General features: G+C 29.3%; 33 protein-coding genes, 1 tRNA gene and 1 rRNA gene. 6 read left to right on the top strand and 29 right to left on the bottom strand.

All coding sequences use genetic code 11. The annotated features are described in order from the left end of the window. Window positions 1-90: 90 nt before the first annotated feature. From secF to tgt, 4 genes are all read right to left on the bottom strand, one after another. On the bottom strand, window positions 91-1,002 hold the full coding sequence (secF, locus tag M9408_RS02760) for a protein translocase subunit SecF (RefSeq protein WP_250257105.1): 912 nt from the start codon (window positions 1,000-1,002) through the stop codon (window positions 91-93). A 63-nt stretch (window positions 1,003-1,065) separates the two neighbouring features. After that, window positions 1,066-2,925, bottom strand: coding sequence for a protein translocase subunit SecD (secD, locus tag M9408_RS02755; RefSeq protein WP_250257104.1), 1,860 nt, complete (start codon window positions 2,923-2,925; stop codon window positions 1,066-1,068). Between the two features lie 33 nt (window positions 2,926-2,958). Next, window positions 2,959-3,306, bottom strand: a complete 348-nt coding sequence (gene yajC, locus M9408_RS02750; protein ID WP_250236610.1) for a preprotein translocase subunit YajC — start codon at window positions 3,304-3,306, stop codon at window positions 2,959-2,961. A gap of 72 nt (window positions 3,307-3,378) precedes the next feature. Then, window positions 3,379-4,485 carry a tRNA guanosine(34) transglycosylase Tgt gene (gene tgt, locus M9408_RS02745; protein ID WP_250257103.1) on the bottom strand — a complete coding sequence of 369 codons (1,107 nt, stop codon included), beginning with the start codon at window positions 4,483-4,485 and terminating at the stop codon, window positions 3,379-3,381. Window positions 4,486-5,996: 1,511 nt separating this feature from the next. Between tgt and M9408_RS02740 the strand changes: the two genes are divergently transcribed. Both M9408_RS02740 and M9408_RS02735 read left to right on the top strand, forming a co-directional pair. After that, complete coding sequence (locus M9408_RS02740) at window positions 5,997-6,599, top strand: peroxiredoxin C (protein WP_250248358.1); 603 nt, start codon at window positions 5,997-5,999, stop codon at window positions 6,597-6,599. A gap of 60 nt (window positions 6,600-6,659) precedes the next feature. Then, window positions 6,660-6,736: transfer RNA gene (locus M9408_RS02735), tRNA-Thr, on the top strand. 154 nt (window positions 6,737-6,890) lie between these two features. On the opposite strand, the gene lpcA is transcribed toward M9408_RS02735, so the two are convergent. Together lpcA and dnaQ are read right to left on the bottom strand one after the other, a co-directional pair. After that, on the bottom strand, window positions 6,891-7,478 hold the full coding sequence (gene lpcA, locus M9408_RS02730; protein WP_250257102.1) for a D-sedoheptulose 7-phosphate isomerase: 588 nt from the start codon (window positions 7,476-7,478) through the stop codon (window positions 6,891-6,893). 170 nt (window positions 7,479-7,648) lie between these two features. After that, window positions 7,649-8,419: a DNA polymerase III subunit epsilon gene (gene dnaQ, locus M9408_RS02725; protein ID WP_250257101.1), complete on the bottom strand. Its 771-nt coding sequence runs from the start codon at window positions 8,417-8,419 to the stop codon at window positions 7,649-7,651. A gap of 60 nt (window positions 8,420-8,479) precedes the next feature. Here dnaQ and rnhA point away from each other — a divergent pair, with 60 nt between their 5' ends. Together rnhA and gloB are read left to right on the top strand one after the other, a co-directional pair. Then, a complete protein-coding gene (rnhA, locus tag M9408_RS02720) occupies window positions 8,480-8,935 on the top strand; it encodes a ribonuclease HI (RefSeq protein WP_250236605.1) in 456 nt (151 codons plus the stop codon). Window positions 8,936-9,246: 311 nt separating this feature from the next. Continuing rightward, the gene (gene gloB / locus M9408_RS02715) at window positions 9,247-10,002 is read left to right on the top strand and encodes a hydroxyacylglutathione hydrolase (RefSeq protein ID WP_250257100.1); all 756 of its coding nucleotides are present in this window, start codon (window positions 9,247-9,249) and stop codon (window positions 10,000-10,002) included. 151 nt (window positions 10,003-10,153) lie between these two features. Here gloB and rrf read toward each other — a convergent pair. From rrf to M9408_RS02700, 3 genes are all read right to left on the bottom strand, one after another. Further along, window positions 10,154-10,269 (bottom strand): 5S ribosomal RNA (rrf, locus tag M9408_RS02710). Window positions 10,270-10,446: 177 nt separating this feature from the next. Further along, entirely contained in the window at window positions 10,447-11,328 is an 882-nt protein-coding gene (gene aroE / locus M9408_RS02705; RefSeq protein WP_250257099.1) for a shikimate dehydrogenase, read from the bottom strand. A gap of 26 nt (window positions 11,329-11,354) precedes the next feature. Beyond that, complete coding sequence (locus M9408_RS02700; protein ID WP_250257098.1) at window positions 11,355-11,924, bottom strand: Sua5/YciO/YrdC/YwlC family protein; 570 nt, start codon at window positions 11,922-11,924, stop codon at window positions 11,355-11,357. A gap of 437 nt (window positions 11,925-12,361) precedes the next feature. Between M9408_RS02700 and def the strand changes: the two genes are divergently transcribed. Both def and fmt read left to right on the top strand, forming a co-directional pair. Next, entirely contained in the window at window positions 12,362-12,859 is a 498-nt protein-coding gene (gene def / locus M9408_RS02695; protein ID WP_250257097.1) for a peptide deformylase, read from the top strand. A gap of 35 nt (window positions 12,860-12,894) precedes the next feature. Continuing rightward, window positions 12,895-13,869, top strand: coding sequence for a methionyl-tRNA formyltransferase (gene fmt / locus M9408_RS02690; protein WP_250257485.1), 975 nt, complete (start codon window positions 12,895-12,897; stop codon window positions 13,867-13,869). 56 nt (window positions 13,870-13,925) lie between these two features. Here the strand turns inward: fmt and rplQ are convergent, their stop codons facing one another. From rplQ to rplP, 20 genes are all read right to left on the bottom strand, one after another. Continuing rightward, complete coding sequence (rplQ, locus tag M9408_RS02685) at window positions 13,926-14,309, bottom strand: 50S ribosomal protein L17 (protein WP_250257096.1); 384 nt, start codon at window positions 14,307-14,309, stop codon at window positions 13,926-13,928. A 43-nt stretch (window positions 14,310-14,352) separates the two neighbouring features. Beyond that, window positions 14,353-15,345 (bottom strand): DNA-directed RNA polymerase subunit alpha, encoded by a 993-nt coding sequence (locus M9408_RS02680; protein WP_250257095.1) that lies wholly within the window; start codon window positions 15,343-15,345, stop codon window positions 14,353-14,355. Between the two features lie 34 nt (window positions 15,346-15,379). Further along, entirely contained in the window at window positions 15,380-16,003 is a 624-nt protein-coding gene (gene rpsD / locus M9408_RS02675; RefSeq protein ID WP_250257094.1) for a 30S ribosomal protein S4, read from the bottom strand. A 38-nt stretch (window positions 16,004-16,041) separates the two neighbouring features. Then, entirely contained in the window at window positions 16,042-16,434 is a 393-nt protein-coding gene (rpsK, locus tag M9408_RS02670) for a 30S ribosomal protein S11 (protein ID WP_423775057.1), read from the bottom strand. Between the two features lie 38 nt (window positions 16,435-16,472). Further along, a complete protein-coding gene (gene rpsM, locus M9408_RS02665; RefSeq protein ID WP_250257093.1) occupies window positions 16,473-16,829 on the bottom strand; it encodes a 30S ribosomal protein S13 in 357 nt (118 codons plus the stop codon). 33 nt (window positions 16,830-16,862) lie between these two features. Beyond that, window positions 16,863-16,979: a 50S ribosomal protein L36 gene (gene rpmJ, locus M9408_RS02660; protein WP_250236583.1), complete on the bottom strand. Its 117-nt coding sequence runs from the start codon at window positions 16,977-16,979 to the stop codon at window positions 16,863-16,865. A 39-nt stretch (window positions 16,980-17,018) separates the two neighbouring features. Next, window positions 17,019-18,353: a preprotein translocase subunit SecY gene (gene secY / locus M9408_RS02655; RefSeq protein ID WP_250257484.1), complete on the bottom strand. Its 1,335-nt coding sequence runs from the start codon at window positions 18,351-18,353 to the stop codon at window positions 17,019-17,021. Window positions 18,354-18,369: 16 nt separating this feature from the next. Next, window positions 18,370-18,810 (bottom strand): 50S ribosomal protein L15, encoded by a 441-nt coding sequence (gene rplO / locus M9408_RS02650; RefSeq protein WP_250257092.1) that lies wholly within the window; start codon window positions 18,808-18,810, stop codon window positions 18,370-18,372. A 3-nt stretch (window positions 18,811-18,813) separates the two neighbouring features. Then, a complete protein-coding gene (rpmD, locus tag M9408_RS02645; RefSeq protein ID WP_250236579.1) occupies window positions 18,814-18,993 on the bottom strand; it encodes a 50S ribosomal protein L30 in 180 nt (59 codons plus the stop codon). After that, complete coding sequence (gene rpsE / locus M9408_RS02640) at window positions 18,977-19,501, bottom strand: 30S ribosomal protein S5 (protein WP_250236577.1); 525 nt, start codon at window positions 19,499-19,501, stop codon at window positions 18,977-18,979. Before rpsE ends, rpmD begins: the two co-directional genes overlap by 17 nt. A gap of 15 nt (window positions 19,502-19,516) precedes the next feature. Continuing rightward, the gene (rplR, locus tag M9408_RS02635) at window positions 19,517-19,870 is read right to left on the bottom strand and encodes a 50S ribosomal protein L18 (protein WP_250236575.1); all 354 of its coding nucleotides are present in this window, start codon (window positions 19,868-19,870) and stop codon (window positions 19,517-19,519) included. Window positions 19,871-19,901: 31 nt separating this feature from the next. Beyond that, window positions 19,902-20,471 (bottom strand): 50S ribosomal protein L6, encoded by a 570-nt coding sequence (rplF, locus tag M9408_RS02630; RefSeq protein ID WP_250236573.1) that lies wholly within the window; start codon window positions 20,469-20,471, stop codon window positions 19,902-19,904. Then, window positions 20,461-20,856, bottom strand: a complete 396-nt coding sequence (gene rpsH / locus M9408_RS02625; RefSeq protein ID WP_250236571.1) for a 30S ribosomal protein S8 — start codon at window positions 20,854-20,856, stop codon at window positions 20,461-20,463. The genes rplF and rpsH overlap by 11 nt, the downstream gene beginning before the upstream one ends. A gap of 29 nt (window positions 20,857-20,885) precedes the next feature. Continuing rightward, entirely contained in the window at window positions 20,886-21,191 is a 306-nt protein-coding gene (rpsN, locus tag M9408_RS02620) for a 30S ribosomal protein S14 (protein WP_250236569.1), read from the bottom strand. Between the two features lie 30 nt (window positions 21,192-21,221). Next, window positions 21,222-21,761, bottom strand: coding sequence for a 50S ribosomal protein L5 (gene rplE, locus M9408_RS02615; RefSeq protein ID WP_250257091.1), 540 nt, complete (start codon window positions 21,759-21,761; stop codon window positions 21,222-21,224). Between the two features lie 12 nt (window positions 21,762-21,773). Then, a complete protein-coding gene (gene rplX / locus M9408_RS02610) occupies window positions 21,774-22,094 on the bottom strand; it encodes a 50S ribosomal protein L24 (RefSeq protein ID WP_250257483.1) in 321 nt (106 codons plus the stop codon). Between the two features lie 14 nt (window positions 22,095-22,108). Then, window positions 22,109-22,480: a 50S ribosomal protein L14 gene (gene rplN / locus M9408_RS02605; RefSeq protein ID WP_250236704.1), complete on the bottom strand. Its 372-nt coding sequence runs from the start codon at window positions 22,478-22,480 to the stop codon at window positions 22,109-22,111. A gap of 124 nt (window positions 22,481-22,604) precedes the next feature. Further along, a complete protein-coding gene (gene rpsQ / locus M9408_RS02600) occupies window positions 22,605-22,862 on the bottom strand; it encodes a 30S ribosomal protein S17 (protein WP_250236564.1) in 258 nt (85 codons plus the stop codon). A gap of 16 nt (window positions 22,863-22,878) precedes the next feature. Continuing rightward, window positions 22,879-23,085 carry a 50S ribosomal protein L29 gene (rpmC, locus tag M9408_RS02595; RefSeq protein ID WP_250257090.1) on the bottom strand — a complete coding sequence of 69 codons (207 nt, stop codon included), beginning with the start codon at window positions 23,083-23,085 and terminating at the stop codon, window positions 22,879-22,881. Continuing rightward, complete coding sequence (rplP, locus tag M9408_RS02590) at window positions 23,085-23,486, bottom strand: 50S ribosomal protein L16 (protein WP_250236703.1); 402 nt, start codon at window positions 23,484-23,486, stop codon at window positions 23,085-23,087. The genes rpmC and rplP overlap by 1 nt, the downstream gene beginning before the upstream one ends. Window positions 23,487-23,494 lie beyond the last annotated feature (8 nt).

Below are 23,494 nucleotides of genomic sequence, written 5' to 3'. Positions count from 1 at the left end.
ATCATATACATGATATCTATGTTATCATAGATATAATTTCTTAAGGTATAATTATATATTGATTGTCAGCAGTAAAATATTTTATTTTATTTAGTTATTTTTAATAAAATGACTACGTGTAGTACCAAGTTTAAACGCTAAAGCTGAAGCAATGTATATAGAAGATATTGTCCCAATGATAGAGCCAAGCAATAAAGTTGTTACAAATCCATGTAACATAGTCCCCCCAAAAATCAACAATATAAATAGTACCATAATAGTTGTAACTGAAGTTATAATAGTCCTATTTAGTACTTGACTTAATGATATATTAAAAATATCTATAGATTTTACTATAGACATGCGGCGGAAATTTTCTCTAATTCTATCAAAAATAACAATCTTATCATTAATGGAGTAACCAATTGCTGACATTAAAGCAGCAATAATAGTTGAATCTATCTTAGTAGCTAGTAAAGATAAAGTACCCGAAATAATTATTATATCATATATTAAAGATACAACAACTCCAGTAGCTAATCTCCATTCAAAACGAAACGTTATATACATTAAGATACATATTAATGCAACTAATAAAGCCATGATCCCTGTATTTATTAATTGATTACTAATACTTGGACCAATCCAGTTTGCTTGTTTAATAAAAAATTTTTGAGTAATAGTCTTTTGTAAAATATGTAAGACATTATTTATAGTGCTTTGATTGATCTGATTTTTGTTTGAATCTAATGGAACTCGTATTCCTATATCTTGGGGAGAACCAAAATGTTGTACTATAGTATTTTTAAGTCCTGACTGAACTAAAATATTTTGAATGTCAATGGGATCTATATTTTTTTCTGAAACAATTTCAATTAATATACCCCCGGTAAAATCTAATCCCCAATTAAAACCACGTACTACCATAGTACAACATGAAATAAGAAATAAAAATATTGATAAAAAAAATATTATACGTCTCCATGAGAGAAAATTATAAATTTTATAGTAAGTGTCGTTCATATTAATAGATTAAATTAAAGTTATATCGATAATATAATATATAGTTTTCAAAATTCAATAAAATTAAATGGATAGTTTATTAATGTGTTTTTTTCCATAAACTAAATTAACAATAGCGCGAGTACCAATAATAGAAGTAAACATTGATGTTCCCACTCCAATGATCGTAGTAATAGCAAAGCCTTTAATTGGTCCTATTCCAATTAAATATAATATAACAGAGGTAATAATAGTTGTAATATTTGCGTCTACAATGCTAGTAAATGCTTTACGATACCCTGTATGTATGGCATATTGCACCGGTTTACCTTGTTTTAATTCCTCCTTGATCCTTTCATTAATTAATACATTTGCATCTACAGCCACGGATAAAGTCAATATAATCCCTGCTATGCTTGGCATAGTTAATACCATGTCTGGAATTATAGACATTGTGCTTATCATAAGCATTAAATTAGCAATGAGCGCAATACTAGCAATTAATCCGAAATAATGGTACCATAAAATCATAAAACATATAGAAGTTAATACTCCTAAAGTACATGCAGTCAATCCTTGTGTGATGTTTTGTTTACCAAGCATAGGGCCAAGAATTCGTTCTTCTTCAATATGAATAGGTGTTGTTAGAGTTCCCATACGTAATAATAGCGACAGATGGCGTGCTTCGCTTAAATTATTGATTCCAACAATACGGAAACTATTACTTAATTGGGATTGAATAGTAGCGATATTAACAATTTTTTCATATTTGATGAGAAGTGGATGACCTTTAGAATCTATTTCTCCACTATCTTTGTATTCTACAAATAAAGTAGCTATAGTTTTTCCAATATTGTTTTTAGTAAAGTTTGAAATTATAGCACTGCCTATTTTGTCTAAAGTAATATTTACCTGAGGACGGTTATATTCGTCTAAACTAGTATTGGAATGTACAATAAAATTTCCAGATAAAATTATTTTTTTGTATAATGGCACTAAATAGCCATTGTTAGTTAGTTTTATTTCAGAATCTTCTGGAATTAAATTATTATTTATTTCAAAGTCACTTATTGTTGAATTAACTAGACGAAACTCTAGGCTTGCTGTTGTGCTAAGTATTTTTTTAACTTTTTTAATATCTTGAGTGCCAGGTAATTCTATAATAATATGATCAATTCCATGACGTTGTATTAATGGTTCGGTAATACCTAATTGGCGTATACGATGATATAAAATAGTAGAATTTTGTTGTACTGCATGTTCACAAATTTCATATTTTTTCCTTTCAGAAAAAATAAGCTCTAGTTTGTTCTCTTCTACTCTACGTATTACTAAATCATGATTTATTTCGGATAGCGGCACAATTGCTTTATTTCTAAAATTAGAATTTTTGAAATTAATTTCAATTCCATGATTTTTAATTTTATACATTTTTATATAAGGAATTTTTTTTTCAAATAAAGTAGCTTTTAAAGTATCAATATATTGTTCTTGTAATTTATTTAGTATAATTTCTGTATTTACATGTATTACAAAATATATTCCTCCACATAAGTCTAATCCTAATTTTATAGGTTTGGCTTTTATTACAGATAACCAATGTGGTGCTGCCGGAGTAGTACAAAGAAATACTTGATATTTATTTGTAAAAATAGTTGATAATTTTTGATAAGCTTTTAGTTGATCTTTTTCATAAAAAAATTGTATTAAAATTTTATTTGTGTGTAATGAAATGGATTTATTAGTTATTCCTTCGTTTTCTAGTATTTTTTTTATTTGGGATAATAAGATATTATTAAGTGCTTGATGATTTTTTTCTGCAATATATTGAGTAATATATATTGCAGGTTTATTTCCATATAAACTAGGTAATGTATAGATTATACCAGTAGCAAACACTAGTGTAATTGCAAGATATTTCCATAAAGAATAATGATTTAACACCAATTTTTATCTCAAGGTACATAATATTAAGAATTATAATGCTTTCATCGTACCTTTAGGTAAAATGGCAGTAACACAATCGCGTTTAATTAATATTTCATTACCACTGGTATCATTTTTCTCGTTGAGAATAATAAAAATATAGCCCGTTTCTGTGGTTCTGACTACACGCCCTATTAGCCCTCCATTGGTTAAGATTTCATCTCCTTTGGAGATAGAACTTAATAATTCTTTATGAATTTTATTACGTTTTTGTTGTGGTCTAAAAATCATAAAATAGAAAATCCCAGCAAATATTGCTACCATAATTGCTAAAGAGTATGGGTTGCTTTGGGAATTGGAATTGGCATTTGCCCAAGCAGTTTTAATAAATATATTCATGTATGTTTCCTATGATATAAAATAGTTGCGTTATTAGTTTAATTTAAAAATGTCTAATTTTGTAATTTAATACTAAATACGATTAGTGCGCCGATAAAAGATATCAATAAAATTTTTTAATGATTTCATTTTTATGGCTTGGCGTAATTCCTCCATTAAATTCTGGTAATATCGTAAGTTGTGAATGGTGTTTAAACGTACACCAAGGATTTCTTTACAACGATCTAAATGATGCAGATACGAACGACTATAATATCGGCAAGTATAACAATTACAGTTCTTATCTACCGGAGTAGTATCGTTTTTATATTGTGTATTACGAATTTTAATTATTCCATCAGAAACAAATAAATATCCATTACGAGCATTACGAGTTGGTATAACACAATCGAACATATCAATGCCCTGCCGTACAGCTTCTAGCAAGTCTTCTGGCTTACCAGCACCCATTAAGTAACGTGGTTTATTTTTAGGAATTATTTTACATATGTGAGATAAAATACGATACATTTCTTTTTTGGGTTCACCTACTGATAACCCTCCTATTGCGTATCCATCAAAACCGATATTTATTAATTCTTTTGCTGATATATCTCTGAAGTGTTCATACATCCCTCCTTGAATGATTGCAAACAACATATTTGAATTATTTAACGCATCAAAACGCAAACGACTGCGTTCAGCCCAGTGTAAAGATAGGTCTACTGATTTTTTTATGTAATCCCAAGTATTAGGATAAGATGTGCATTCATCAAATATCATAACTATATCAGATTGTAAATCATGTTGAATTTCTATAGATTTTTCTGGAGTTAAAAATACAAGATGCCCGTCGATAGGGCTCTTAAAGTATACTCCTTCTTTTGTAATCATACGTATTTTACTTAAACTAAATATTTGAAATCCTCCTGAATCTGTAATTATAGGGCCCATCCAATTCATAAATTTATGTAAGTTACCATGTAATTTTATGATATTTGAGCCGGGACGTAACCATAAATGAAAAGTGTTACTTAAAATAATTTGTGTTCCGCTTTCTTTAATTTCCTCTGAAGTTAATGTTTTTATAGATCCACAGGTTCCTACGGGCATAAAGGCAGGCGTATCCACTATTCCTCGGTTACAAATAAGTCTACCAAGTCGAGCGTAGCCATCTGTTTGTAATAATTGAAATGTCACTATTTTTTATCCTAATTAAATAAATTTTTATCAATCAAATACGGGTATGATGGAAACTGACTATAAACTTATACAATTTATTATGAGTTTGTGTCTAGATATATTGTAAATAACAAATATATTGGTTTGTATAATTACATACTTGTACTATATATGATATAGTTTACTATTCTCAGTGAATATATGATGATATTTTTATTTTTTGATATAATTGTTATTGATTTTAATAGACTAAATTTTTAAATATATCATTAAAAGAAATTAGTAATTATATTATATTTGATACTACATATTGATGTAGTATACGATTACTTTATGTTAGTTAATTTATATCGATTATTTGATATATATGTTTTTATTTCAATATAGTAGTTAGCCATCGTTTATGAATATCTGTATATGTTTATTACATTAGCATAATTTTATCTCGATATGGTTTTTGTATTAATTAACGTAATAAAATGATTATACAAGAGTACGAAACCGTTTTCATATCGTTGTGTAACTTGGGCAATAAAAATTATCAGAAATATCACTTGACTATTGAATAGTCATCTAAATTTAGTTTATATATCATAACTTTTGATCTGTTATTTATAATCTGTTGCATTTATGTATTAAGGCATAATGAGATAAGTGGATATAGTTGGTATTATTTAATATCATGCGTATGATTATTAATTGTTCTTATTAATAAATAAATTTTATAAAATATTTTATAGAAACTATTAAGTATATGTATTCTATATTGTAGCATGTATATTCTCGTTATTTAATGATGCTGTATCATATCAGACATAAATTTTATTAATTGAAAGATTATATATAATCAGTATTGCTATGAAAATTTTAATTTTCCATTATTACATTTATACAATCTAATTGGTATTATTTTAATATAATTAAATATTAAAATGTTTTAATCTTAATTTTTAGAATATTTGAAACAATCTAATGTACCTATTAATTTAATTAAATTATTTTTTGTGATGTGATTATAATTGATTATATTTTTATTTAAATATAGATATTTAATAATTTAGTTTATAAGCAATTTAAATAAAAATCTGAAAATGTTTAAATAGTTTCATTATAAAGTGATCTATATATTTTAATCAAAATTTGTTATGGCTAATTATTAATTTTTAAATTAATAATTTAATGTATAAACAATTGATTAAGATAATCTATATATAGATAGTTTAATATATAAAAAAATTGTTATTTTAATAACTAAAAATAAATTTATTTTTACAGCGTATACATTGCATCGACAATATATATATTTGTATATATTAATTTTAATAAGATAATTTATTTATAAAAATAATTAAAATTATCAACAATTACATTTTTTAACAAGAATAGTAGCTTTTTTATTCAATAATATTTCCTATTGATATCATTTGCATAAAGCTAGGTTAGCCGGTAAAATAAGACATTGACTATTAGTATCACATTAATTTATGTATTTAATATGTTAATATTTTAAAAAAGTTTGAGAGGTCAATATGGTATTGGTTAGTCGTGGTGCCCCAGATTTCACTGCTTCTGCAGTATTAGGAAGCGGTGAAATTATAGATAATTTTAATTTATTAGATTATATTGATAAAAAGGAAGCAATAGTGTTTTTTTGGCCTATGGATTTTACTTTTGTTTGCCCATCAGAATTAATTGCTTGTGATAAACGTTATATTGAGTTTCAGAAACGGAATGTAGAAGTTATTGGAGTTTCTATAGATTCAGTTTTTGTACACAGTGCTTGGAGAAAAATCCCTATAAGCCAGGGAGGGATTGGATCGTTGCAGTATACTATGGTTTCTGATGTAAAACACGAAATTATAAAAAAATACGGTATTGAACATTTAGATAAAGGAGTTGCTTTACGTGCTTCTTTTCTAATAGATAAATTAGGAGTTATACGACATCAGGTGGTGAACGATTTGCCATTTGGTAGAAATTTTGACGAGATGATTCGTATGGTAGATGCATTACAGTTCCATGAGATTCATGGTCTTTTATGTCCCGCGCAATGGAGTGAAAATAAAGAGGGATTGGAAGCATCTCAGCAGGGAGTAATTAATTATCTTATTGGTAATTTTTCTCAATTGTAAAATATAATATTCAGTAATATTAAAATGTGTTAATTTTTTATGTAAATTAAATTAATGTATGCCGATATAGCTCATATAATAGGCAGAGCAGCGCATTCGTAATGCGAAGGATATAGGTTCAAATCCTATTATCGGCATAACGATATAATTTAGTTTCAACATACTAATACATTGGGCTTCTTTTTAAGTGTGGGAGTAACGTATGTTGAATATTTTGTTGTTTTAGTTATTGTAACGCGTAATAAAAATCCTTCGTGTATTATAAATTTATATTAATTTTTTAGTTATTTTTTAAGAAACAGATATCATTTCTTTTTCTGTAATGAGAATGAGTAAATGAATGATTTTGATATGAATTTCTTGAATATGATCAAAATAACTTAGGTATGGTACGCAAATTTCTATATCTATAGAATTGGATAACTCATGTTCTTTTTTTTCTCCAGTCAAAAAAATTGTTTTCATGTTTTTTTTATGCGCTGCTTCTATAGCATATAAAACATTAGTTGATTTACCAGAAGTAGAGATGGCAAATAGTAAATCTTTTTTATTTCCAATAGATTCAATATAGCGAGAGAACACATATTCATAACCAAAGTCGTTACTGACGCATGATAGATATGATGGATCAGAAATCGCTATAGCTGCATAGCCTACTCGATTATTTCTATAACGTCCGGTTAATTCTTCTGAAAAGTGCATAGCATTACAGTGTGAACCACCATTTCCACAAGATAATACTTTTCCTCCTGTTTTGAAAGTATTAGCAATAAGTTTTGCAGCAGATTCTACCGCATGAATATTATGTTTTTCATGAATAAAAATCTTCATCATTTTTATAGTTGCATTAAATTCGTTGCAAATTAAATCATGATACATAATAACTCCTGAAAAATAAGAATATATATGGGATAAATATAATATTATAATTGTGATAAATGGTATTATATCGTATGTAATAATTAGATATATGAATTTCTCTAATTATTATTAATAATAATTATATTTATTTGGGTTGTAATTTATTTGAAATATAGTTAAATAACTTATTATTTGTGTGTATTATTATCGTTGCGCCATATACAGTTTTTGTTTATTTTCTGTATACGATCTAAATATTCTTCATGAGCTAATTTTTCTTGTTCATCAGCATAAATAATTTTTAATGATGTTCTATTAGTATTAGCATGTTTTATGCTGTTATTTAATCTCATTATATTACTAATTTTGTTATTTGGCATATTTGTTATTTTCATAAATTCCATTTTTGTTTGTCCTCCGCTCATGGACAAAAATACATTGGCTAAAAGTCGTGCATCAATTAATGCGCTATGTAGGTTTCGTCGTTTATCATTATTAATAGAATAACGTTCGCATAATGCATCTAAATTGTTACGTTGTCCTGGAAATTTTTTGCGAGCTAATTTTAAACTGTCAATTATAGTACAATAAGATTCTATTTTTTTTTGGTTTTTATTGCATATCTGTAACTCTTGATTAAGAAAACCTAGATCGAATGGAGCATTGTGAATAATTAATTCGCTATCCCTAATAAACAGTAAAAATTCATTTATTATTTCTGAAAAAGTTGGTTTATCCTGTAAAAATTGATTGCTAATTCCATGTATTTGAAAAGCTTCGATATCAACCACACGATTTGGTTTGAGATATACATGAAATTTGTTATCAGTTAAATGACGGTTTATTATTTCTACTGCACCGATCTCAATAATTCTATGGTCTACGTAATGAAGACCGAATTTATTCATACCAGTAGTTTCGGTATCTAGAACAATTTGTCGTATAATATCAGCGCTCATATTTGCTTGTTTATGTCACACTAGTTTAATTTATAATTAACGTTATAATATATCCTATATATGTATAAAAAAATAGAAATTTTCACTGATGGATCATGTCTTGGTAATCCAGGCCCAGGCGGTTGTGCTGCTGTATTACGTTATAAACAATATAAGAAAGAGTTTAGCATTGGGTATCGTTTAACTACTAACAATCGTATGGAGTTAATGGCGGCTATTATTGCGTTAGAATCACTTAAAAATCCATGTCAAATTATTTTAAATACTGATAGTCAATATTTATTACATGGGATTACTCAATGGATTCATATATGGAAAAAACATCATTGGAAAACTGCTGAAGAAAAATTAGTAAAAAATATTGACTTATGGCAACGATTAGACATAGCGACACAACTGCATTCTATTGCGCAATGGAATTGGTTAAAAAGTCATACTGGACATCCAGATAACGAACGATGCGATCAATTAGCTCGATTAGCCGCTAAGTGTCCTCTAAATGAAGATTTTTATTAATATCAATGACAATAATATATGTGTTATTGTAGTAATTATTTTTTTACTTGAATAAATGTATATTTTGCTTATAAATATAATGTTTGTATATGAAAATCTCTATTTTTATAAAAATTTTTCACCGATCATATTATATGTTATTTTTTATTTTTAGTGATACGATGTATTAAAAAATTATTGAATCTTCTGACGTATTGTATTTATGTTTGACAAATTTGGTCCAAAGTAATGAAAGTGATAAATTTTACATATTGTATGTTCTAAAAATTTTAAAATATTTATTTTTAGTTTATTAAATAACGTAATTAATTATGAATATCATTAGAGTTTCAGCGTTAAATACTAATTATATTTGGATTCTATATAATTATAGAAATGAATGTATAGTTATTGATCCTGGAGAAGCAATAGAAGTATTAAAAATTTTAAAGAGATTTCAACTTGTATTACGGGCGATTTTATTAACTCATAATCATCTAGATCATGTTAATGGGGTGAGCATATTAATGCAATATTTTCCAAAAACAATTATTTATGGTCCTGCGGAAACTAAAAATAATAGCACTCATTTTTTAGTATCAGAGGGAGACGATTTTGTATTATTGCAAAAAAAATTTAGAGTATTTCATTTTCCTGGACATACATTAGGCCATATTGGGTTTTATTGCATGCCTTGGTTATTTTGTGGTGATACTGTATTTTCTGCAGGTTGTGGCACATTTTGTGTGGGACTGGCTCAAAAGATGTATGAGTCTTTTATAAAAATTAGATTGTTTCCTAGTAACACCTTAATTTTCAGTGGTCATGAATATACTTTACCTAATGTTAATTTTGCTATTTCTATATTACCTCATGATCGGTTTATTATTAATTATCGTAACAGGGTTATTAAATTACGTGAAAAGAATAAATCCACTGTACCAACAACGGTAAATTTAGAACTAAAAGTTAATCTTTTTTTTCGTTGTAATAATGTAGATGTAAAAAGGGCACTTAATTTATCGTCTGATATCAAAGAAAAATGGCAAGTTTTTTATGAATTGCGCAAAAAAAAAGATTTGTTTTAATTTTTATTTCAGTTTTTTTATTAATATAAGAAAGAACCGATATTTTACAACAGTTTGACTAATTAATAGATTATGTTCTTTAATAAAACAACTTTTTTCTTATTTTGTATTATTTTATAGTTTGTTAACTATATCAACTAAATGCTAAATAACTTGGCAGCCCCCTACTCTCGCATAGGGAAACCCCACACTACCATTGGTACTACGACATTTCACTTCTGAGTTCGGAATGGGATCAGGTGGTACTATCGCGCTAACGCCGCCAAGTTAATTTGTATAACCATTAATTATATACAACAAATATTTCATCAGACTCATTGTATATTAGTTTAAAACTTTTATAAAGTAAAATATGTTTTAAGACAAAAATTTTTATTTAATAAAATTTTTTGTCTTAATGATAAATAATTTTTTGTTTATGCTTTTCTTATAAAAATTATATAATTATACATAAAGAGTAGATCTTAAATGATTTAATACAGGATTAACAGAAGGAAGTAAGTTATGCCATAATAAAAATGCATGAGCCGCTTGTTCTACCAACATACCTAATCCATCTGAACAGTGGATTGATCCATGTTTTTTACACCATGTTATGAATGATGTATCTTGTTTTTGGTAAAATAAATCGTAACATTTAGTTAGAGGAGTGATAATAGTAGGCGGTATTTTCGGAATGGTATTGATCATGCTGCTAGTTGTAGCATTAACAATTAAACTATATTTATTAGTATTGTCAGCTAATTCACATAAAGGCATACATGATACATTTTTATATCCTATTTCATGGCAATAAGATACCAATGTTTGGGCTTTATGGAATGTTCTGTTTACTATATGTATATAACATTCTACTACCGTGGTTAATAATGCGAGAAGAATTCCTTTTGAAGCACCTCCAGCACCGATTAATAAAATATTTATTTTCATAGATTTATTGTCGTGATGTGTCATTGCAGTGATATGATTGTTGTTGTTTATCCAATTAAGACGTTTTAAATCACTAATAAATCCAATACCATCAGTATTATCTCCTAGTAAAATTTTATTGTTTAGTTTTTTAATTGTATTAACTGAACGCGCTGTTTTAGCGCGTTCAGTTAATTTCTGACACAGAAAGTATGCATGTTCTTTAAATGGAGTGGTAATATTTGCGCCTAATCCATCTAATTTAAAAAAATTATATAATAGATTCTCAAAATTATTTTTTGATACTAATTTTAAGTCATATTCTTTTTTAATTCCGATTTCATTTGCAAATAATGCATAAATTTCTGCTGATTTACTATGTTCGATTGGATTACCAAAAACAGCAAAAGCACTCATTTATATCTCTCCTCCAATAACAGAAATTATCTACGAATTAATTTATTGGTCATAATATCTCTAATTTCTGAAGGATTATGTTTTCCAAGTACGTCTTCATACATAATGGATATTTCACTTCCGAATTGTTTGTATACCTCTGTGATAGTACGTGCAGGAGGTTGTCCAGATAGATTAGCGCTAGTAGACACTAAAGGCTTTCCAAAAGCTAAACAAAGACGTTGAATTGGCTTAAAATAACTAATTCGTACCGCTAAGGAAGAAAATTGACCTGTCAGCCAATATGGGCTATTTATTTTTGCTGGAAATACCCACGTTGTCGGTCTAGGCAAAATAGAAAAAGCTCGGGACCGTTGTTCTTCATTTAAGCAGCTATCGTCAATATATTTTAGTAGTTGTGTGTAGTTGGCAGCAATTAAAATTAAACCTTTTTTCCATGACCTATTTTTTATTTTTAGCAAAGTATGTATTGCATACTTATTATCAGGGTCACATCCTAATCCAAACACTGATTCTGTTGGATAAATAATCACCTTTCCTCGATATAATTGAGCTAGCAAATCTTTTATATTTGATGAATATAATATTTTTGTCATAGATCATCATTTAATGGAAATAGCATATAATATTTCCTTAGTTTAAATCGCTATTTATAAAAGATTTTTAAAAATTATTAATCAATTAACTTTTTTTAAAGTGTATACATAAAATTATAATATTTCAAGTTTTGATTATTTTAATGTATTTAAAATTACATAGATATGATTCGATATTTTTTATTACATGTTTGTATTACAGTTCACTCAATATTCCATATATACTTATATGTATAGTGATATTAGTTACATATATTTGATTATTTAACTATATCTTAAGTTAAAGGATTTAAATATTATAAAAATTTTATTAAAATAAATAAATTTTTTAAAAATATAATAAATATGAATATTTTGTATTTATTTTTTCTGAATTATATCCATAATTTATTAGATCATATACAATTTACTTAAAATTTTTTAATAATTTTTTATTTATGTCGATATTAGAAATATTGCGTTATCCTGATGAACGTCTCAGAAAAATTGCTGATCCTGTTATTGCAGTCTCTAATAATATTAGGCAGATTGTAAATGATATGTTTGATACGATGTATTTTAACAAGGGTATTGGTTTAGCTGCAACACAAGTTAATATTCAACAACAAATTATTGTTATTGATCTTTGCATAGAAAATAAGCAACGACTAGTTCTTATTAATCCTAATATTATAAAAAGAACAGGTATTATTAGTATGGCTGAAAGTTGTTTGTCTATTCCTCAGATACATGAAATTGTTCCGCGTTCAGAAACTATAATAGTTCGGTCATTAGACCAACATGGTAATAAATTTGAGATAGAAGCAAATAATTTATTAGCAATTTGTATTCAACATGAAGTAGATCATTTATACGGTAAGCTTTTTATTGATTATTTATCTCCATTAAAAATTAAAAGAATTTATAAAAAAATGAAAAATTATTGTAAATATTAGAAAGTATTTATTTTATTTTTAGTATGTCATATATGATGAAACACATAAAATCATTGCGTATTGCGTTTTTTGGAACTACAAATTTTGCGGCATGGCACTTATATACGCTGGTTTATTTTTCTATACATCAAGTAATAGCTATTTTTACTCAAGAAAAACAAGCATCAAAAAATAAATATTTTCTATCTTTATATGATATGGCAAAAAAGCACAATATAGCATTCTTTCAATCTAGTTTTTTGTCTATTTCTGAAATTATTTATATTGTTAAAAAACTTAACGTGGATTTAATAATAGTTGTATCTTATGGATTAATTTTACCAGAAGAAATATTAAATATACCGCGACTAGGGTGTATTAACGTACATGGTTCATTATTACCTCGTTGGCGCGGTCCAGCACCAATCCAACGTGCGTTGGAATATGGCGATGTTGTGACAGGGATAACTATTATCCGAATGGATTTGGGTGTCGATACTGGCGATATTCTTCATGTTATGCCTTGTAATATTTTACCAAAAGATACTAGTTATACCCTTTCTAATAGATTAGCGAAGATGGGTTCCATTATGTTATTACAAGTATTGGATCAACTTATATTAGAAACATATACACTAACACCTCAAGATTTAACTCATGCTACATATGCACATAAATTAACTAAGCAGGAAGCACGTATTGATTGGCAGTTATCAGCAATTCAATTAGAGCGCTGTATCCGTGCTTTTAATCCATGGCCAATTAGTTATTTTCTGATAAAAAATTGTCGTATTAGAGTATGGGGCGCCGAAGTAGGCGATCGAAACACGATGGATCACTGTCATTATTCGTTAGCATCTATGTTACCTGGTACTATATTATCAATTAATTCATATGGTATTTATGTTGTGACTGGTTCTGGAGTATTAATACTTACTGTGTTACAAATTTCAGGAAAAAAAAGGACGTTGATACGTGATCTCCTTAATGCATATAAAGAATGGTTTATACCTAATTCAATATTAGAATGAAGCGAAATTATATGAATTTATAGTTTTATTATGTGAGTGAATTATTTAATTTATAATTATTGTTTTATATTCTTTATTATTTTAGATCGCTCCACTAGTTCGATGTATGCCATTGGAGCATTGTCTCCTTTACGTGGTCCACATTTTAACACACGAGTATATCCTCCAGGACGGTTTAAAAAATGTGGGCTAATTTGTGTAAATAATTTTGTAACAATATTTTTATCTCTAATTTTAGAAAAAACTAAACGCCGGTTTGCAACTGTATCTATTTTACTACACGTAATTAATGGTTCAATAATACGACGTAGCGCTTTGGCTTTAGATAAAGTAGTTTTTATAATTTGGTAAGTTACTAATGAAATAACCATATTGCGAAACATAGCCTTACGGTGAGCGCTAGTTTTATTTAATTTAGAGCCACTTTTTCGATGATGCATATACATTACCTTTATTATATTATAATACTGAATTATAAATATATTAACCATCTAAAATATTTGACGGAGGCCAATTTTCCAAACGCATTCCTAAAGATAATCCACGGGAAGCTAATACGTCTTTTATCTCTGTTAATGATTTTTTCCCTAAATTAGGAGTTTTTAATAATTCTACTTCTGTTCGTTGTACTAAATCTCCAATATAATGAATAGATTCTGCTTTCAAACAATTCGCGGAACGGACAGTTAGTTCTAAATCATCAACAAGACGTAATAAAATTGGATCAAATTCTGGTTTTTCTTCTTTATGTTCTGGTTGATGTATATCTCGTAAATCAATAAAAGCTGCAAGTTGTTCGGATAAAATTGTTGCTGCACGCCTAATTGCTTCTTCAGGTTCTATAGTGCCATTAGTTTCCATATCAATAATTAGTTTATCTAAATCTGTACGTTGTTCAACACGAGCAGCTTCTACGTTATAAGAAATTCTTTCTACCGGACTATAACACGCGTCTAATAATAATCGACCAATTGGTAAGATATCTGATTCAGGATTAAATCTAGCAGAAGCTGGGACGTAACCTCGACCACATTGTACTTTTATACGCATGTTAATAGATGTATTCTTATCGGTTATATGACATATAATATGATCTGGTGTAATAATTTTTACAAGATCAGTATCATATGAAATATCATTTGCAATTACAGGACCGATACCAGATTTTTTTAAAGTCAGAGTAATATTATTTTTGCCTTCAACTCTAATAGCTAATTTCTTTAGGTTAAGCAAAATTTCTAAAATGTCTTCTTGTATACCTTCTTTTGTGGTGTACTCATGTAATACGCCATCAATTTCAACTTCTGTTACTGCAAATCCAGGCATTGATGAAAGTAAAATACGACGCAGGGCATTTCCTAAAGTATGACCAAATCCTCGTTCTAATGGCTCTAGAGTAACTTTAGCACGTGTTTTAGTAATTTGTTCAATATCTACTAACCGTGGTTTTAAAAATTCTGTTGCAGAGTTCTGCATCACTGCCTCTCTTTTATTATCTTACAAGTTTTGTTTATTTTGAATATAATTCAACAATTAGATGTTCGTCGATATTTGCAGATAATTCATTGCGTTCTGGGAAACGTTTAAATATTCCTTGAAATCTAATAGGATCGACTTCAATCCAAGCTAATTTTTCTCGTTGTTGTTCAGCGAGTTCTAAAGAAGCACGAATTCTGGATTGATTATGTGATTTTTTACGTATCTTAATAATTGTATTAGGCACAACTTGATATGAAGCTATATTAACAATATGGTCATTAACCATAACGGATTTATGACTTACTAATTGACGAGCTTCAGCACGCGTTGTTCCAAATCCCATACGATATATAATATTATCTAATCTACTTTCTAATAATTTAAGTAAATTTTCACCGGTATTTCCTTTAATGCGCGTAGCTTTCTTATAGTAATTGGAGAATTGATGCTCTAAAATACCATATATACGCCTAACTTTTTGTTTTTCTCGTAACTGTATTCCATAATCTGAAAACCGAGATTTACGTATATTATGTTGCCCTGGAGGTTGTTCAGATTTACATTTGGAATCAATTGGACGAATTCCAGATTTTAAAAAAAGGTCTGTTCCTTCACGACGACTGAGTTTCAGTTTAGGTCCTAAATATTTTGCCATACATTTGATTTCCTTAAAAATAACATTGGTCGTGTCTTTCAGACACGACGTTTTTTGGAAGGACGGCAACCATTATGAGGGATTGGAGTAACATCAGTAATACTAGTAATATTGAACCCTGATGCGTTTAATGCTCGTACTGCAGATTCACGTCCTGGTCCAGGTCCTTTAACCATAACTTCTAAATTTTTTACTCCATATTCTTGAACTATTTCAGCGCACCGTTCTGCTGCTATTTGTGCAGCAAATGGTGTAGATTTGCGAGATCCACGAAAACCAGAGCCTCCAGCTGTAGTCCACCCCAGAGTATTGCCTTGTTTATCACTAATAGTGATTATAGTGTTATTAAAAGATGCATGTATGTGTGCTATGCCATCTAAAATTTGTTTTTTGAGTCGTCTACGAGCTCGAAGATTGGATGATTTAATCATTTTGTGTTTGTATATTTCTTTTGTTAAACTTACTTAAGTTATTTGTTTATTGATTTACGAGGACCTTTACAGGTTCTTGCGTTTGTTCTAGTTCTTTGACCTCTTACTGGTAGATTACGACGATGTCGTAATCCTCGATAAGTACCGAGATCTATCAAACGTTTAATATTTAGGGTTACTTCTCGGCGTAAATCTCCTTCTACAATATATTTGTCTACTGCATCACGTAATTTATCTATATGGATTTCAGATAATTTATAAAGTTGCAAATGTTCATTTATGCCTATATTTGAACAAATTAATCGAGCACGAGATTTACCAATTCCATAAATGGACATTAAAGCAATAACGGTATGTTTGCGATCAGGAATATTGACACCTGCTATACGTACCACTATTTGTACTCCTAAAATTGATATTAATAAAAATTATCCTTGTCGTTGTTTATGTTTTGGATCTACACGACAAACTACTCGAATGATATTATGTCTTTTCACAATTTCACAATGACGACATAATTTTTTGACTGACGCACGTACTTTCATAATTTTTTTCCTATATATATAAAATTTATAAATTTTTAATTAATGGTTAAAGTGTTTCAAATTTGCTTTTTTTAGTACAGAGTCATATTGACTGGACATCATTAAAGTCTGTATTTGAACCATAAAATCCATAATCACTACAACTACAATAAGCAAAGATGTTCCTCCAAAATAAAAAGGGACTTTCATAGCAATTCTCATAAACTCTGGTACTAAACAAATAAATGTAACATATATTGCTCCAATGAAAGTTAAACGAATCATAATTTTATTGATATATTTTGCGGTTTGTTCTCCTGGTCTAATTCCAGGTACAAACGCCCCAGATTTTTTTAAATTTTCGGCTGTTTCACGCGGATTAAATACTAAAGATGTGTAAAAAAAACAAAAAAACATAATAGCTGCTGCATAAAGTAAAATATATAATGGTTGGCCTGGTTGCAGATATAAAGAAATTATGGTTAACCATTGCCAACTGGTGCTGCTACCAAACCAAGAAACAACGGTGCCTGGAAACAAAATTACACTGGAAGCAAAAATAGCAGGAATAACGCCAGCCATATTTACTTTGAGCGGTAAGTGTGTGTTTTGGGCGGCATAAATACGTCGACCTTGCTGACGATGAGCATAATGTACTAAAATGCGGCGTTGTCCTCTCTCCATAAATACAACGAAAAAAGTAATACTAAATATTAAACAGATAATTAAAATTAATATGAAAAAATGTAATTCATCTTGTCTTACTTGCTCTATAGTATGGCCTATAGCGAGTGGTAATCCGGCAATTATTCCTGAAAAAATGATAACCGAAATTCCGTTTCCTATTCCTCTATTAGTAATTTGATCTCCTAACCACATTAAAAAAACAGTACCACAGACAAGACTAATGATTGCTATACAATAAAAAGAAAATCCTGGATTAATTACTAATCCAGACACACTGGGTAAACTGGTGACAATTCCTACTGATTGTAATATTCCCAGTATTAAAGTACCATAACGAATATATTGGTTAATTAGCTTTCTTCCACTTTCTCCTTCTTTTTTAATTTCTATCAAAGTAGGATGTACTGCGGTTAATAGTTGCACAATAATTGAAGATGAAATATATGGCATAATTCCTAAACTAAAAATAGAAGCACGACTTAAGGATCCTCCAGAAAACATATTAAACATTTCAATAATAGTCCCCTGTTGTTGTTCTATAATTTTTGCCAAAACAATTAAATCCACTCCTGGGATTGGAATGAATGATCCAATCCGGAAAATAATCAAAGCGCTAATCACAAATATAATTCTTCGTTTCAATTCGTGTAACCCACCTTGTATGCTTTTAAAAGCAGATTTAGGTTGCCGGTTTTTAGTTACTATCATCATTTAATTTTTTAAATTACCCCTTCTTTATTTGCCCGCCTACAGCTTGAATAGCAATTCGCGCGCCTTTGCTAATGCGTAAGCTATTATGTAGTATGATAGGACATTTAATTTCTCCAGACATGATAATTTTAACAAATTTAATTTTTTTCTTAATAATATTATGTTCTTTTAGAGCATTCATATCTATTATTTTGTTGGGAATACAGGATAAAGCAGATAATCTGATTTCTTGGGTAACCATAGCTTTATGAGATGTGAATCCAAATTTCGGTAACCTACGGTATAAAGGAGTTTGCCCACCTTCAAACCCAAGACGTATTTTTCCTCCAGAACGCGATTTTTGTCCTTTATGCCCACGCCCTCCTGTTTTACCTAATCCAGACCCTATACCTCGACCTACTCGTTTACTTAAACGTTTAGATCCTTTAGACGGAGAAATAGTATTAAGGTACATAATTTATTCCTCTACTTTAACCATATAAGCAATTAAACTAATCATACCACGGATGGAAGGTGTATCAATCCTTTCAACAGTATTTCTGATGTAAGATAAACCCAAGCCACGCAAAGTTGCCTTATGTTTTGGTAGACAACCAATAGAACTTTTAGTTTGGGTCAATTTAATAGTTTTTAACATAATTATAATAACCTAAAATTTCTTTGATTGATTTACCCCTTTTTTCTGCAATCATTTGGGGAGATTTCATTTTTTGTAATGCATTTAAAGTTGCACGAACTATATTAATAGGATTTGTAGACCCATAAGCTTTTGCTAACACATTATGTATTCCCACTACTTCTAAGATAGCACGCATTGTAGTTCCAGCGATAATTCCAGTGCCTTCAGAAGCAGGTTTCATGTAAATATGAGAACCTGTATATGTTCCTTTGACTGCATGTTGTAAAGTGCCTTTATATAGGGAGACAATTATCATATTACGGCGAGCTTTTTCCATTGATTTTTGAATGGCCGATGGAACTTCACGAGCCTTACCGTAACCAAATCCTACACGACCATTTGTATCTCCTACTACAGTTAATGCTGTAAAACTAAATACACGACCACCCTTAACAGTTTTAGAAACTCGGTTTACCGTAATTAGTTTTTCTTGCAATTCACCAGGCTGTTTATCAAAATATTTCATTTTATTTGCCCTAATTTAAAATCTTAGCCCAGCTTGTCTAGCGTAATTAGCTAACGTTTGTACTCTACCATGATATTTAAACCCAGAACGATCAAAAGATACGTTTTTAATATTTTTTTTTGTTGCACGTTCTGCAATAATTTTTCCTACTATAGCTGCAGCTTTTTTGTTACTAGTTATTTGTACTTGATTTGAAATCAATTTTTCCGTCGTAGAAGCTGTGACTAATACATCTGAATTGTCCTTTGAAATTATTTGCGCGTAAATATGCTTACAAGTCCGATGTACTACTAATCTAGTAGCTCCTAATTTATATAATTTCTTTCGTACTTTTATAGCTCTTTTAATACGAGCATCTTTTTTATTCATATTATATTATTCTCTATACGATTGATAATCATCATCTTTTTTTAGTATCTTTGTTATGTACTATTTCATTAATGTAGCGAATACCTTTTCCTTTAAAAGGTTCAGGGGGGCGAAGTGATCTTAAATCTGCTGCAATTTGCCCAACAATTTGTTTATTTATCCCTGTTATAGTAATTTCGGTTTGACTTGGACATGTTGCTGTAATTTCTACAGGTAAAGTATAATTAATAGAGTGAGAGAATCCTATAGTTAGACTTATTATATTATTTTGAACAGCTACACGATAACCTATCCCTATTAATTGTAGTTTCTTAGTAAAACCTGTTGTGACACCAGTAATCATACCATTAATTAATGCGTGTGTTGTTCCTATTAAGGCTTTATTTTTAATATTAATATTTTCGTTGGTATATACCAACAGCTTTTTTTCGTCATGTAATTGTTGCACGTCAATTGATTTATGTAATTTTAAAGTTAACGTTCCACGTGTGCCTGTAACATAAATAAAACGGTCTTGTAGTTTTATTGTTGTTATATTAGGAACAAGAATGATTGTTTTATATGCATGTGGTGTAGAAATATGTTTAGCATCAGGATACATAACATATGATCTCCCCACCAATATTAAGCTGACGAGCTTTGTTATCTGTAATTATACCCTTAGAAGTAGAAATAATAACAATCCCCATACCAGACATTACTTGAGGTAATTCTCTTCTCTTTCTATAGATACGTAACCCAGGACGACTAATACGTTTTATAGTATCTATGACAGGTTTTCTTTTTTGATAATATTTTAGAAATATTTCTAAAACAGGTTTAACATTATCTTTAATATTATATTTCTTTATGAATCCTTCTTCTGCTAATACATTAGCAATTGCTACTTTAATTGTGGAAGATGGGGTGCAAATTTTTTCTTTTTTAGAAATTTGCCCATTACGTATAGTAGTTAACATTTCCGAGATTGAATCTTGCATACTCATTATGTAGAGCTCCGACAGTAAATAATTGATTACCAACTAGCTTTTCTTAGACCAGGTATTTCTCCACGCATAGCAGCTTCACGTAACTTCATACGACTCAGTCCAAATTTTCTTAAAAAAGCATGAGGACGACCAGTGTGACGACAACGATTACGTCGTCTAGATGGACTAGAATCACGTGGTAAAGTCTGCAATTTTAAAACAGCGTTCCAACGTTCTTTGTTAGGCAGATGTTGATTAATAATAATTTTTTTTAAAGAAATACGTTGTGTATAATATTTATTAACTAATTTTAGACGCTTTATTTCGCGCGCCTTTACGGACTCTTTAGTCATGTTTTAACTCTCTTATTTGAAGGGATAAGATTATTTTCGAAATGGAAAATGACAAGCTGATAATAAAGCATATGCTTCATTATCAGAAATAGCATTTGTAGTTATAGTGATATCCATTCCTCGCATATCATCAACAGTATCATAATCAATTTCAGGAAAGATAATTTGCTCACGTATTCCAATGCTGTAGTTACCATAACCATCAAAAGACTTCATAGATAAACCACGAAAATCACGAATACGAGGCATAGCAATAGAAATGAATCTCTCAATAAATTCCCACATTCGTGTTCCTCGTAAGGTTACTTTACATCCAATTGGCTGCCCTTGCCTAATTTTAAAACTAGAAATAGATTTACGCGCTTTAGTTATGATTGGTTTTTGCCCTGAAATTTTTGTTAAGTCTTCTATTGCTTTTTCTAAAAAAATTTTATTGGTAATAGATTTTCCTACTCCCATATTAATAGTAATTTTTTTAATTGTAGGAACTTGCATAACAGATCGGTACTGAAATTTTTCTATCAAACTTTGTATTACATTATTTTTATAATAATCATATAAATTAGTCATATGTTATTCCGGCTATTTAACTATATCTCCATTAGACTTAAAGATGCGTATTTTTTTACCATTTTTTATTTTAAATCCTACACGATCTGCTTTATTTAGAGTAGTATTAAATATTGCAATATTGGATAAATCGATAGATGCTTCCTTTTCAATAATGCCTCCTGGTTGATTTTTATTTGGGATGGGTTTTTGGTGTTTTTTTATCAAATTTATTCCTGTTACTATAGCTCTACCTTTATCATAAAAAATGTATTTTACTTTTCCTTTTTTTCCTTTATCTTTTCCGCTTAATACAATAACTTCATCATTACGTTTAATTTTAGCTGCTGCCATTATAATTATCTCCATCAAAGTACTTCGGGGGCTAAAGAAATAATCTTCATAAATTTTTCGTTACGTAATTCACGAGTTACTGGTCCAAAAATACGAGTTCCTACAGGTTGAGCACTTGTATCATGTAGCAGTACACAAGCATTATTATCAAATCTAATAACAGATCCATCTGAACGACGCACGCCTTTTTTTGTACGCACGACAACAGCTTTTAATACATCACCTTTTTTTACTTTGGCGCGTGGTACTGCTTCTTTAATAGCAACTTTAATAACGTCACCGACATTAGCATAACGACGGCCAGACCCTCCTAACACTTTAATGCACATTACATATCGAGCGCCAGAGTTATCAGCCACATTTAAAATAGTACGTTCTTGAATCACATAAAACTCCATAATAATTATAATAATGATAATTAATTGACATTTTTAAAAGAAATATATACCCGCACACCTCTTATATTAGTTAGGCTCAACAATTGATTGTTAATTATATATTATATTTTATTTAAAAAAAATCTGATTTTTTGATAATAGAAGTTAGTATCCAAGATTTTGTTTTAGAAATGGGGCGACATTCCTGTACTGAAATGATATCTCCAATACTGGTTTCATTATTAGGGTCGTGTATATGTAATTTGGTAGTGCGTTTAATAAACTTTCCATATGTTGAATGTTTAATTAAGCGTTCAACAGAAACAACAGCAGATTTGTTCATTTTATTACTAATTACGCGCCCGATCAGGATACGAATCCTATCAACCATAAAATACCCTCCCTATTTACATGTTTTTATTATTAGATAAATAATGTTTAATAGATGCTATATTACGGCGCACTTTTTTTAATAAATGCAATTGTTTTAACTGACCTGCTTTGGCTTGTATACGTAAGTTAAAATATTCACGTAATACCTTCATTAATTCTTCTCTAAACGAAGTAATAACATTCTTTTTATTTTGATTTAATGATTTTATTATTTTATTCATTATATTCCTATTAAAGTGGTTTTAACTGGTAATTTTGCAGCACCTAATTTAAAAGCATTACATGCTAATTCTTTCGGTACTCCATTTATTTCGTATAAAATTTTTCCTGGCTGGATTAACGCTACCCAATATTCTACATTACCTTTGCCTTTTCCCATTCGTACTTCAAGAGGTTTTTTAGTGATAGGCTTGTCTGGAAACACACGAATCCATATTTGCCCTTGACGCTTAATAGCACGACTTATAGCACGCCGTGCTGCTTCAATTTGACAAGATTTTAATCGCCCACGACTAGTAGCTTTTAAAGCAAATTTTCCGAAGCTAATATTGTCATTTGTTATTGATCCACGATTACGCCCTTTATGCATTTTACGAAATTTTGTATATTTTGGTTGCAGCAACATCCTAT

It is taken from the genome of Candidatus Blochmannia vicinus (assembly GCF_023586525.1).
Taxonomy (GTDB): Bacteria; Pseudomonadota; Gammaproteobacteria; order Enterobacterales; family Enterobacteriaceae; genus Blochmanniella; species Blochmanniella vicinus.
Note: the sequence above shows the minus strand (reverse complement) of the source record. Positions and strands in the feature narration are given on the sequence as shown.